The organism is Blastopirellula retiformator, assembly GCF_007859755.1.
In the GTDB taxonomy this organism is placed as follows: Bacteria; Planctomycetota; Planctomycetia; order Pirellulales; family Pirellulaceae; genus Blastopirellula; species Blastopirellula retiformator.
In genome coordinates, this window is sequence record NZ_SJPF01000001.1 from 574,203 (window position 1) to 586,698 (window position 12,496).

The window sequence follows — 12,496 nt, forward strand, 5'->3', positions numbered from 1 at the left end:
GCCAAGCAGGAGAGGGGTGATATTGCGTGGATCCTCGGCAGAATCTCAAATTTCCTTTGAATGACCGTCAGTTCCGCCCTTATCGGCCGAATTTGACTTGCTAACAGTCCGTTGATTTTCTCGACGGACTGCGTGATCGCACGGATTCGATCCCAAAATAACGACGTAAGTCGTTATTTTGGGAGCCGCGAAGAGCTATGCTCTAAGCCTGGCGCGGTTGAAAAATGCCACGAGGGCATTTTTCAACAGGCAGCTAAGTGAAATAGCCCACCGAAAAAGTCCCCCACAATGCGAAACTCTTGAGCTGTTTAGGGGTTAGATACAGCAGCGGCACGGTTGTCGCTAGCAAAACATGTGCGCAAAGGAGAGGTTTAACGGTCGACATTTGTGGGTGACTTACCCCTTTTTGTTGGCTACAATTCAGGACGATTCGCTTTGATGCGTTTCGCCCCGCCTCTATCCCACCACTTCGCATGCAAGCACGCGTGCGACCCACCCTGCGAGCATATGATGACAGGACATAACACTGTTCATTCGCTGGGGGTCTCGGCCAACGGTCGTCGAGGATCGACGACGCGATTGGTGGTTGCCTCACTGGCGATCGTTAGCGTCATCGTCGGCGCGGCGTTCTACTGGAACTATCCGAGCGCCAAAGGTGTGGTTGCGTCGAACGAGCTGTTCCACACGATCGAGCGGGGAGCCTTTCTGCACGATGTGGTGGAGCGCGGCCAGGTGGAAAGCGCCTCGAACGTCGAAGTGAAGTCGGAAGTTCGCAGTTACCGCACCACCAAATCGTTCGAGATCTTGTGGGCGGTTGGCGAAGGTTCCGCCGTCAAGCAAGGGGATCTACTGGTGCGGCTCGATTCGTCGGCGCTGGAAGAAGAGCTGACCCTGCAGCAGATGGACGTGACGCAATCGATTGCGTCGCTATCGAAGGCTGAGAACGAGTTGGCCGCCGCGCAAATCGCGATGAACGAATATGTCCTCGGTACGTTCATGGAAGAAATGAACGAGATCGAGAGCGAAATCACCCTGGCCGAAGAGAACGTCCGCCGCGCCGAAGAGTATCTGCTTTACAGCGGTCGACTCGCCGCCAAAGGGTATGTGACCTCGCTGCAGCTTCAAGGGGATCAGTTTGCTTTGAAGAAGGCGAAGATCGAGCTCGAAAAAGCGCAGACCAAAAAGAAGGTGCTGCAGGAGTACACCAAAGAAAAGAAGATCAAAGAGCTGGATAGCGATATCAAGGTTGCTGAAGCCGACCTGGAAGCGGCCAAAGAAAAGCTGGGCCTGGAAAACAAAATGCTCCGCTTCTTCGAAGAGCAGATCGCCGCGTGCGAAGTTCGTGCGCCGCAAAACGGCCAGGTCGTTTACGCCAACGTTTCCAGCGGTCGCGATTCCAGCGACTTCGTCCTGGAGCCGGGCGCCGAAGTGCGCGAACGCCAGACTTTGATCCGCTTGCCCGACTACGAAGCGATGCAAGTCGTTTGCGACGTCAACGAATCGCGCATCGCGTTGATCGAAAAGGGCATGCCGGCGACGATCAAGCTGGACGCTTACGACAATCTGCAGTTGATGGGCGAAGTGATCCGCGTCAACGAATACCCAACGCCGGGGCACTGGATGTCTTCGACGGTCAAGAAGTACGCGGTGACGGTCAAGGTGCTGAACCCGACGATGCAGATCAAGCCGGGGATGACGTCGCAGGTCGCGATCCATGTCGAGTCGTCCCCCAACCAACTGCAAGCGCCGGTTCAGGCGATCTACGAACGAGACGGCGCCCACTTCTGCTTCATTCGCGACGCTTCCGGCATCGTGCAGGCTCGCCAGGTTGAGATCGGCTCAAACAACAGCCGCTTCGTCGTGATCAACAAAGGCCTGCAACCGGGCGACCAGGTGGCGATGAACCCCCGCGGCTTCCTCGATAGCATCGAGTTGCCGGCCGCGATCACGCCGGCCGAAAAAATCGCCGCCCGATTTGAAGAAGTGAACAGCCGCGAGAAGTCGACGACCACCGCTGCGGACACCAGTTCGAGCGAAGCCGAAGTTGAAGCGGACGTCGAGGCCGAAGTGACGACCGCCAACGCGGCGACCGACGAGCCGGAAGCGGCTGCCCCGGCCGAGCAAGTCGCCGAAGCCGAAACCTCCATCGCGTCGCGACCGAACCGCACGGGACGGCCCGAGCGACAAAGGGCTGCCGGAGGCGGCCAGTGAACTATGCGGTGCAGGTGGAGGACCTTCGGAAGATTTATCATCTGAAGGGAGAAACGGTCCACGCCCTGCGCGGCGTTTCGTTTGACGTGCCGGAAGGAGACTACGTCGCCATCATGGGGACGTCCGGTTCCGGCAAAAGCACGCTGCTTAACCTGCTGGGATGTCTCGATCGCCCTTCGCAAGGACGAATCTTGTTGGGCGGCCGCGATACCAGCACGCTGACCGATGACGAACTCTCCTTCATGCGGGCCTCCCGCGTCGGCATCATCTTTCAGGCCTATAACCTGATCCAGCAACTGACGGTGCTGGAGAACATCGAGGTCCCGCTCTATTACCGCGGCAAAGTGTCGGCCGAAGATCGACGTCGCTGCAAAGAACTGGCGCTGATGGTGGGCCTGAAAGGGCGACTTGATCACCGCCCGATGCAGCTTTCTGGCGGTCAGCAACAACGCGTCGCCGTCGCCCGCAGCTTGATCAACAACCCCGAGTACATCTTGGCCGACGAACCGACCGGCAACCTCGACTCACGGACGACCGAAGAAATTCTGGCGCTGTTTGAGCGACTGAACAACGAAGGCCGCACGATCATTATCGTGACGCACGAAGATGACGTGTCGGAACATGCTCGGCGGGTGATGCGAATGTCGGACGGCGCGATGGCCGCCGACTTTGAAGTTAAGAATCGTCGTTCGGCCCTGACGGCCGCAGCCTCTTAACGCGGAGCGATAACGCATGCTCGGCATACGAGTCTGGAAACTTGGCGTCAAGAGTTTACTGCTGCATCCAATGCGGTCGCTGCTGACGATTCTTGGCATCTTTATCGGCGTGGCGAGCGTCATCTGGCTGGTCGCGATCGGCGAAGGGATCAGTCTGAAAGCGCAAGAGCAGATCGAAGGACTGGGCGCCGAGAACGTCTTGGTTCGCAGCGTTAAACCGCCGGCCGAGGCCAACCAAAGCGCACGCGGCATCACGCCGTACGGTCTGACTCGCGAAGACTTGCTGCTGTTGCAAGAGACGATTCCGACGATCGACTTGGCGATTCCGATTCGCGAGATTCGGCGTGAGTTCAGCTTTGGCCCGAAGAGCATGTTCGGGCGATTGGTGGGCTGTACGCCAGAATACGCGGAGGTGACCCGGCTCGATATTCAAACCGGCCACTTTCTCTCGGACGCCGAAGTGAAGGGACGCGACAACGTTTGCGTGCTGGCGGCCGAAGTGGCGGAGCGATTGTTTGGGTTCTCCAATCCGATCGGCAAATCGATCCATGTCGAAGCCGACTACTACACGGTGGTTGGAGTACTCAAGCCGCGGGCCGCGACCGCTGCAATCGGCGGCAGCATGTCGGGGCAAGAGTTCAACAAAGACGTCTATATCCCGGTCACCACGCTGTGGCAGCGGATTGGCGATCAAGTGATGACCCGCCGCTCGGGCAGCTTTGAAGGGGAAATCGTCGAGCTGAATCAGATCACGCTGCGGATCAAGAAAGAGCGAGAGCTGCTCGACGTGCCGGCCGTGTTGGCGACCGCCGACGTGATTCGTTCGACGCTATCGCATCATGATCGGGCGAAAGACATCTCGGTGGTCGTACCGCTGGAACTACTGGAGCAATCGCGGCAGACGCGGCTGATGTTCATGGTCTTTATGGGGCTGATCGCGGCGATCTCGCTGTTGGTCGGCGGTATCGGCATTATGAACATCATGCTCGCCACGGTGACCGAACGGACGCGCGAGATCGGCATTCGCCGCGCGATTGGCGCCAAGCGCCGCGACATCGTGCAGCAGTTTCTGGTCGAGACGATCGTGCTGTCGGTGGTGGGCGGTCTGACCGGAATTGTCGGCGGCCTGTTTTGTGTGCCGGCAGTCGACTTTATGCGGTGGGCCGTGACCAACTACGATCCAGAATTGATCGCCATGCTGCCCGATACGATTCGCGAAGTTCGCCCCAGCATCGTGCCGATCTCGATTCCCGTGGCGTTCATTATTTCGGTCATCGTCGGAATCGTCTTCGGCATCTACCCGGCCCGCCGCGCCGCCAATCTCGACCCGATCGAAGCGCTTCGCAGCGCCAACTAAACGTTGGGGATCCGTGAGCCGGGTAACTGTCCCGCCGCGGCCCGGCGTCTACAATAGAGCGGTAGTCGCCCGACGCGCGAGCGAGGGAAATGCGATTGGGAGAAATGACTAATGCCTAATCAAGTCCGAATGACCGAAGCACGAAACCGGGTTGTACGTGGCTTTCTGGGCATTAGACATTAGTGATTAGTCATTAGACATTCTGGCTTCCGGCCGCATTTCCCTCGCTCGCGCGTCGGGCTACTAATAAAACGTATCCCCAGCAAACGACGCGCATCCTATGACCGACGCTCCGCTGACGATCGCTTCTATCACTGCCGGTAGTGCCGGGATGTTTTGCGGCAGTTGCATGCGCGACAACACGATCGCGCGGGCGATGCATCGGGCCGGTCACGACGTTCATTTGATTCCGACCTACACGCCAATTCGGACCGACGAAGAGAACGTCGCGGACGAGCATCTGTTTTACGGCGGCATCAACGTCTACCTAGAGCAGTCGATCCCCGGCTATCGCTTCCTGCCGGGGTTTGTGACTCGTTGGCTCGATCGCCCTTGGATCATCAACTGGGCGACTTCGCGGGGAATCGAAACGAGCGCCAAGAATCTTGGCGCACTTACGTTGTCGATGCTGCAGGGGGATCATGGCAAGCAACGAAACGAGGCGGCCCGGCTGGCCGATTGGTTGGCCGATTCGGTGAAGCCGCAGGTCGTGAATCTCTCGAACATATTAATCGGCGGTTGCATCGGCGCGATCCGCCGCAAGATCAACTCGCCGATCGTCGTCACGCTGCAAGGAGACGACATCTTTCTGGAAGACCTGCCGGAGCCATATCAGTCGAAATCGCTGGCCGAGATCCGCAAGATCGCCGAGCAAGTCGACGCCTTCGTCGTCTTTAGTCGTTTCTATGCCGAGAAGATGAGCGACTGGTTTCAGGTTCCGCTTGAGAAGTTTCGGATCGTGCCGCTGGGGGTCGACATTGCCGACTTCCCGCTTGAGCTGGCCGAGAACCGGCCCTTTTCGGAAGAGGCCCCGCCGACGATTGGGTATTTGGCTCGTCTGGCGCCCGAAAAAGGCCTGCACCTGTTGGTCGACGCGTTTATGCAGTTGCGCGAGATGCCGGGGATGGAGCATGCCGAGCTGAAAGTCGCCGGCTATCTAGGCGCTCAGCATAAGCAATACGCCGAAGAACAATTCGCCAAGCTAAATGCCGCCGGGCTAGGTGGCGAATATCGCTACGTGGGCGAAGTCGACCGGCACGGCAAGGTCGAGTTTTTGCATTCGATCGACGTGATGTCGACGCCTACGATCTATCGCGAGCCAAAGGGGCTGTTCGTGCTCGAGGCGCTCGCTTCCGGCGTGCCGGTCGTGCAGCCAGAGCACGGCGCTTTTCCCGAGCTGTTGGCGGCGACCGGCGGCGGTCATCTTTTTCCGCCGGGAGACGCAACCGCGCTGGCGACCAAGTTGGCCGAGCTGCTTGCCGATCGAGCTGAGAGCCGCCGTTTGGGAATGGAAGGCTGCCGTGCGGTGCACCAGATGTATCATGCCGATGCCGCGGCCGCGGCGACGATTGACGAGTATCGTCTACTGCTCGCCCGCTGACGGTTCTTCTGCCGCATCGAGCGGATCAGGCGGGCCCCACCGAAACGGCCGCGAGGCGCTCGCCGAAGACTCGGTCACTTCGCCTGTCTCCAGATCGACCGCGTAATACTTGCGGGGTGGACCAGTCGGCGAGCCGAACTTCGAGTCGTCGTCGAAGAAGACGCGGATGAACATCCGCTGGCCGTCGTAGCCGCGCAAGTCGCCGCTGTAGATATCTTTCACCGGGCGGCCGGTCGTTTGCCGGGCATACTCGATCGCCTTGATGATCAGCTTGCGGTCGGGTGGGAAGAGGGCCAGATAGAGCCCGCGCATCAGCAGCAAACCAGCGCCGATCGCTGGCAGGCCAAACACAATCCACATTCCCCAATGAAACACGACGCTTGCTAATCCGATCGCAGCAACTTGGCGGCAAACAGGCTATTTTACGCGAAAACAGGCCCCAAGAGCAGGCTGGCGCCAGGGGAAGTGGAAATCGGTCTTTCCCCCAGGCTAAAATAGCGACGACCATCCCGCCCCACTCTTCTTCGCCTAGCCAAAGAGAATCTCATGCCACGAATGTTTCTTCCGGCGCTGCTGCTCTGCACTGCGTTGCTGTCGACCGCAACTGCCGCAGACGCGACCCCCGGCGACGTCAAGCATCGGACCGAAGTCTATAAGCAGGTGGGGGATGTCTCGCTGAAAATGCACATCTACGAGCCGGCCGATCACACCGCGAAGTCGAACAGCCCGGCGATCGTTTTCTTTTTTGGCGGCGGTTGGACTCACGGTTCGCCCAAGCAGTTCTTCCCCCATTGCGAGTTGCTCGCCAAGCAGGGGATGGTGGCGATGGCTGCCGAATATCGGGTCGCCTCGACTCACCAGGTAAAACCAGACTCGTGCGTCGCCGACGCGAAGAGCGCCGTACGTTGGGCGCGGGCAAATTCCGACCGCCTGGGCATTGATTCCAACAAGCTGGCTGCCGGCGGTGGTTCGGCCGGCGGGCACTTGGCGGCTTGCACCGCGGCGCTGGACGCCTACGACGAACCTGCGGAAGACGCCCAGGTAAGCAGCCGACCCAACGCCCTGGTCTTGTTCAACCCGGCCGTGGTGCTGGCTCCGGTCGACAAGCTCCCCCCCGGGGTGCAAAAGCGGCTCAGCGGGCTTTCCCGCCGAATGGGGACCGATCCGGAAAAACTTTCCCCGTATCATCATCTTCACAAGAAGATGCCGCCGACGATTATTTTTCATGGGAAAGCTGATACTACCGTCCCGTATCAGACCGTAGAACTTTTCGAGGAGAAAATGGCGGATCTGGGATGTTTGTGTAAGCTAGTTGGCTACAAAGAGGCGGGACACGGCTTTTTCAACCAAGGCCGCGGCGATAACAGCGCCTATCAAGATACGACCAAGCAAATGACGCAGTTTTTGCGGGACCAAGGCTTCCTGTAAGCCGTCCCCCTGAAGTGCAGCTTCGCGGCGAGCCGTCCCCATTATTTATTGCGAGGGTGACGGTTGCCGGCTGGAATCGAACCGCAAACCGCTTACGATTGGTTGTTTACGGTTTGACGCTTCACCCCTAGTGCGAGATCCTGCGTGCCAGCATATACGCACCACATTTTCATTTGCGAAAATCGTCGCGCCCCCGGCCATCCCCGCGGCTCGTGCGATCTGACCGGCGACGGCGAGTTGCGATCCGCCCTTAAGAAAGAGCTGAAACGCCACGGCATCAAGGGGGAAGTGCGGGCCAATAGCGCCGGTTGCCTGGACCAATGTGAATGCGGACCGGTGATTGTGATTTATCCGCAAGCGATTTGGTATGGCGGGGTGACGCCCCAAGATGTGCCGCGAATCGTCGAAGAGACGGTGGTGCACGGTCGAGTGCTGACCGACATGCAAATTCCGGAAGAGGCGCTCAATACGAAAGGCAAAGTTCCCTTCCAGCGTTCCAAGTGCGATGGTTGCGATGGCGCGGAAGGAGCAAGTGAGTAGACGATGAGAATCGTAGTATTGGGCGCCGGAACGATTGGTTCCTGGATCGCCGACTTGATGTGCCGCAATCGTCACAGCGTGACGGTAGTCGATCGTGACCCGGAAACCGTTCGTCGTTTGAACAACGAGCTGGACGTGCGAGCCCTCTGCGGCTCGGCATCGGAATCGGCAGTGCTGTTTCAGGCCGACATTCTGGGCTGCGACCTCTGCCTTTCGGTGACCGGCGACGACGAAGTGAACATCGTCGCGGCCAGCATGGCCAAAGCGATGGGCGCCCGACGAACGGTGGCCCGCGTGTATGGCCGCGTCTTCCGCGACTTGAGTACGTTCGACTATCAGGAACATTTCAAGATCGACCGCCTATTGAGCCTCGAGCATCTCTCGGCGATCGAATTCTTGCGCGGCATTCGTACTCCGGGCAGTGCGGTCATGGAGAACTTCGCCCGCGGCGCGCTCGAAGTGCAGGAAATCGTCTGCACCGAAGCGACTCGCTCGATGGGACATCCGCTGAAATCGCTGGAGTTGCCTCGCGGTTCGCGGATCGGCACCATTCAGCGCGACGGCAAGATGTGGATCGCGGGCGCCAACGACGCCATCGCCGCCGGAGACCGGATCACCGTTATCGGCAGTCGCGAGAACATCGACGAAGCGAAGAGCAAGTTTCAGGCGAAGCCCGACGTGCGGCGCTCGGTGGTGATCGCCGGCGGCGGCGAGACCGGCTTGCACCTAGCCCGCATGTTGGAAGGGCATCGCTTTCACGTTTCGCTGATGGAAACCGACAAAGAGCGTTGCGAGTACCTATCGCGACTGCTGGAGCACACGACCGTGATCTTCGCCGATGCGACTCGCCGCGTCGTGCTGGAAGAAGAGCGGGTTAGCTCCTGCGACGTCTTTGTCGCATGCACCGGCGACGACGAGAACAACATCATGGCCTGCGTTGAAGCGGGCGAGTTGGGGACTCCGCAACTGATGGCGATCGTCCAGCGACCTGACTACGCCAACGTGGTCAACAAGCTGGGAATCAACCTGGCGATCAGCCCCCGCAACGTGATGGCCCGGCAGGTGCTCGGCTTCTTGAACAACGGTCCGATCGTGACCCGCAAGCAGATCCCGGGCGGCAGCATCGCGATCGTCGAAATCGAAGTCTTGGCCGGGGCCGAGGCGACCGAGCATGTGCTGGCCAACCTGAAGTTGCCGCCCCAATGCTTGATCGCGGCGGTCATGTCGTCTGATTACGTTCGCGTGCCGACGGCCGACGATCGGCTTAGCCCGGGCGATACGGTCGTTGCGCTGGTGGAAGACGGCGCAGTCGATGCGATGCTCGAGTTGTTTCACGCCAATGGTCGCTAACCCTTCAAGCCGCGGCTCAAGACGATAAGCGCCGATGAATTTTCGCCTGGTTTGCAAATTTCTGTCGATCGTCAGCCTGTTGATCGGCATCACGATGACGTTCAGTCTCCCCTGGGCGTTTCCTGCGCTGGGGCATCGCACGTCGGAAGCGGCGATCGGCTTTGAAACGGCCGGTTTTCAGGCGCTGGTCGTCTCGATCGGCGTTTGCTTCGTCTGCTGGGCGGGGCTTTCGTACTACGCCCGGTCGGCAAAAGGAGAGTTGTTTCGTAAAGAAGCGATGGCGGTCGTCGGGCTCAGCTGGGTCTTGGCGACGGTGCTGGGCGGTTTGCCGTTCGTACTAAGCGGAGCGTCACGCAGCTTGTCGGTACGGCTGTTCGACAGCCCCGACCATCCGCCGCAAGTCTTCAACGAAAACGTCGAGCCAATCACCAAGCTGCAGTATCGGCTGGTCAAGATCTTGGTCGACGCCCAAGCGGTGGGGGTTTCGCCCGAACAGCTCACCTCGGCGGACGAAGGGGACAAACTGATTGAAGCGTTTGACGAACTCAAGGAGAAACCTGAGTGGACCGACGCATTGATCGCACCCGAAGAAGAGCCGGCGCCAGGTGATCGTTACTACCACTATCGGATTCGCCCGATCAAGATGAACATCGCTGACGCGCTGTTCGAATCGCAGTCAGGGTTTAGTACGACCGGCGCGACGGTGATCGCCAACCTGGAAGATCCGGTCTTGGTGCCGCACTGCATTTTGTTCTGGAGGAGTAGTACGCACTTGCTGGGCGGTTTGGGCATTATTGTGTTGTTCGTCGTGGTGCTGGGGCAGGGATCTGCCGGAAAGGCGCTGATGCACAACGAAATGCCGGGACCGTCCAAAGAAGGGGCCCACTCGCGAATGCAGCAGACGGCGTGGTATTTCACCGCGATCTATCTTGCGCTCAACGCCGTGTTGACGGTCATTTTGTGGCTGTTGGGGATGACGTTCTTCGACGCCCTGTGTCATGCGTTCGGCACGATGGCGACCGGCGGTTTCAGCACCTTCAACGACAGTCTGGGGCACTTTTACAAAGCCGACCCCTATACCGGTTTTTGGATTGAGTACGTCGTTATCGTGTTCATGGTCTTGGCCGGCATGAACTTCATGCTGCTTTACTTTTTAGTGGTAAAGCGGCGCCTGATCGCGCTGTGGAAGGATGTCGAGTGGCGAACCTACATGGCGGTGTTAGGGGGCGCGACCGCCTTGGTGATCGCGTTCGGCATGAGCTATGGCGACTTCAAAAGTCACGCCGATCAATCGGTCTGGAGCGAAGCTTCCGACGCGCTGCGCTGCGGATTGTTTCAGGTGGTTTCGATTATGACGACGACCGGCTTCGGTACGCATGACTTTGACCAGTGGAATAGCTTTGGCCGCGGCATTCTCTTCTTGCTGATGTTTGTCGGCGGTTGTGCCGGCAGCACCGGCGGCGGATTGAAAGTGATTCGCCATATCCTGTTCCACAAGATCCTTTATCTGCAGATCGAAAAGGCGTACCATCCGACCGTCATTCGCCCGTTGCGGTTGGGCGGCAAGCCGGTCGATGATCCTGATCTGCAGCAGAACATCCTGGTCTACTTCGGCCTGATCCTGGTGCTGTTCGTGTTCAGCTGGATGGCGATTATCACGCTTGAGCCCGACGCTACCTGGGGAGTGTCGGAAGTTCACATCGAGCACAAGCTGATCGACAGCGCAACCAGCGTCGCGGCGACGCTCAACAACATCGGTCCTGGTTTGGGCGTCATCGGCGCAACGCAAAACTACGCGAACTTCACCTGGTGGACCAAGATGCTGTTCGTTTGGCTGATGATGTTGGGGCGGCTCGAGATCTTTGCGGTTGCGGTTCTCTTCATTCCTAGCTTCTGGCGTTCTCGGTAGATGGCGATGATTCGCGCTGCGACCGTTCAGTTTCAACACTTGCCGGGCGACAAGCGGGCGAACCTGGCGAAGGTCGAAAGCTGGTGCGCGTGCGCCGCCGAGTCCGGCGTGGAGCTGATCGCCTTTCCTGAGATGTGCGTCACCGGTTATTGGCACGTTCGCAACCTCGATCGCGACGGCGTCGCCGCGCTGGCCGAAGCGGTTCCCGCGGGCAGTTCGACGCAAAAGTTGCTCGAGCTGGCCAGCCGCTTGCAAATGATCATTGGCGCCGGGTTGATCGAGCAGGCCGATGACGGGCGGCTGTTCAACACCTACGTCGTCGCGCTGCCCGACGGTACGGTTCAGCGACATCGCAAGCTGCACTGCTTCATTAGCCCGTACATGAGCAGCGGCGATCAGTACACGACGTTTGATACTCGTTGGGGCGTCAAACTGGGCGTGCTGATTTGTTGGGATAATAACCTAGTCGAGAATGCCAGGATCACAGCGCTCCAAGGCGCCGAAATCTTGCTCGCGCCGCATCAGACCGGCGGAACCGCATCTCGCAGTCCGCATGCGATGGGACGAATCGATCCGCAGCTGTGGCATGATCGCTGTCAAAATCCGGCGGCGCTGGCGGCCGAAACCAATGGCGACAAAGGACGTGGTTGGCTGCTGCGATGGCTGCCGGCCCGGGCGCACGACAACGGGATGTTCATCCTGTTCAGCAACGGCGTGGGCCTGGATGACGATGAGGTGCGGACCGGCAATGCGATGATTCTCGATTGCTATGGGCGAATTGTGGCCGAGCAACTGGAGCCCGAAGATGCGATGGTCGTCGCCGACATTGATCTGGAGTTGCTCGAGAACTGTACCGGCCGCCGCTGGATCCGGGGGCGGCGTCCTGAGCTGTACGGGCCGCTGACCGCCAAGTCGGGCGAGGAGCTTGATCCGCGGGAAGCCCGCTTCTCGACCAAGTCGACCCGTTCGTAACGCGAACGCTACACCGCCGTCAGTCGCTCAACAAAGATCAACCCGCCGACGATCGCGGCGCCAAGCGACGTTACCAAGACTGCTCCGCTGGCGACATCCAAGGCGTTGCGAAGGTACTCGTTCTCAGCATGATCAATCGCCTTGGCGAGCCATTCGATCGCCGAGTTGAACAGTTCGGCCGCCAGGACGAGCGCGATGCACAGCAGCAGCAGCGACCAGCGGATGACGTCGACCTGCAGATAAGCGGCGAGTCCGACCACCGCCGCGGCGACGATCAGGTGAACGACGAAGCTCGACTGTGCCCGTACGCCGACATAGATGCCGCGAAAGGCGTCGCGAAATTTGGCGACCCAGGTGCGCGGCGCAGGTTGGTACGGGGGGGAAGTCATCGGCGGCGATCTCCAAGCGGGCGG

At 59.5% G+C, this 12,496-nt stretch carries 11 protein-coding genes; 9 read left to right on the forward strand and 2 right to left on the reverse strand.

Features of this window, described 5'->3' with window-relative positions:
* Positions 1-510: 510 nt before the first annotated feature.
* From Enr8_RS02405 to Enr8_RS02420, 4 genes are all read left to right on the forward strand, one after another.
* Positions 511-2,211, forward strand: a complete 1,701-nt coding sequence (locus tag Enr8_RS02405; RefSeq protein WP_186767393.1) for an efflux RND transporter periplasmic adaptor subunit — start codon at positions 511-513, stop codon at positions 2,209-2,211.
* Entirely contained in the window at positions 2,208-2,927 is a 720-nt protein-coding gene (locus tag Enr8_RS02410) for an ABC transporter ATP-binding protein (RefSeq protein ID WP_146429023.1), read from the forward strand. Before Enr8_RS02405 ends, Enr8_RS02410 begins: the two co-directional genes overlap by 4 nt.
* 16 nt (positions 2,928-2,943) lie before the next feature.
* On the forward strand, positions 2,944-4,284 hold the full coding sequence (locus Enr8_RS02415) for an ABC transporter permease (RefSeq protein ID WP_146429024.1): 1,341 nt from the start codon (positions 2,944-2,946) through the stop codon (positions 4,282-4,284).
* Between the two features lie 280 nt (positions 4,285-4,564).
* The gene (locus Enr8_RS02420; RefSeq protein ID WP_146429025.1) at positions 4,565-5,884 is read left to right on the forward strand and encodes a glycosyltransferase family 4 protein; all 1,320 of its coding nucleotides are present in this window, start codon (positions 4,565-4,567) and stop codon (positions 5,882-5,884) included.
* Here the strand turns inward: Enr8_RS02420 and Enr8_RS02425 are convergent.
* Complete coding sequence (locus Enr8_RS02425; protein WP_146429026.1) at positions 5,867-6,259, reverse strand: hypothetical protein; 393 nt, start codon at positions 6,257-6,259, stop codon at positions 5,867-5,869. The two genes, Enr8_RS02420 and Enr8_RS02425, sit on opposite strands and share 18 nt — an antisense overlap.
* Before the next feature lie 171 nt (positions 6,260-6,430).
* On the opposite strand from Enr8_RS02425, the gene Enr8_RS02430 reads away from it, so the two are divergent.
* The 5 genes from Enr8_RS02430 (at position 6,431) to Enr8_RS02450 (ending at position 12,083) form a co-directional block, all read left to right on the forward strand.
* Positions 6,431-7,312, forward strand: coding sequence for an alpha/beta hydrolase (locus Enr8_RS02430; RefSeq protein WP_146429027.1), 882 nt, complete (start codon positions 6,431-6,433; stop codon positions 7,310-7,312).
* Between the two features lie 144 nt (positions 7,313-7,456).
* The gene (locus tag Enr8_RS02435) at positions 7,457-7,852 is read left to right on the forward strand and encodes a (2Fe-2S) ferredoxin domain-containing protein (RefSeq protein ID WP_146429028.1); all 396 of its coding nucleotides are present in this window, start codon (positions 7,457-7,459) and stop codon (positions 7,850-7,852) included.
* Between the two features lie 3 nt (positions 7,853-7,855).
* Positions 7,856-9,202, forward strand: coding sequence for a Trk system potassium transporter TrkA (trkA, locus tag Enr8_RS02440; protein WP_146429029.1), 1,347 nt, complete (start codon positions 7,856-7,858; stop codon positions 9,200-9,202).
* A gap of 34 nt (positions 9,203-9,236) precedes the next feature.
* Entirely contained in the window at positions 9,237-11,111 is a 1,875-nt protein-coding gene (locus Enr8_RS02445) for a TrkH family potassium uptake protein (RefSeq protein ID WP_246119918.1), read from the forward strand.
* The gene (locus tag Enr8_RS02450; protein ID WP_186767394.1) at positions 11,112-12,083 is read left to right on the forward strand and encodes a nitrilase family protein; all 972 of its coding nucleotides are present in this window, start codon (positions 11,112-11,114) and stop codon (positions 12,081-12,083) included. It abuts the gene before it with no gap.
* An 8-nt stretch (positions 12,084-12,091) separates the two neighbouring features.
* On the opposite strand, the gene Enr8_RS02455 is transcribed toward Enr8_RS02450, so the two are convergent.
* A complete protein-coding gene (locus Enr8_RS02455) occupies positions 12,092-12,472 on the reverse strand; it encodes a diacylglycerol kinase (protein WP_146429030.1) in 381 nt (126 codons plus the stop codon).
* Positions 12,473-12,496 lie beyond the last annotated feature (24 nt).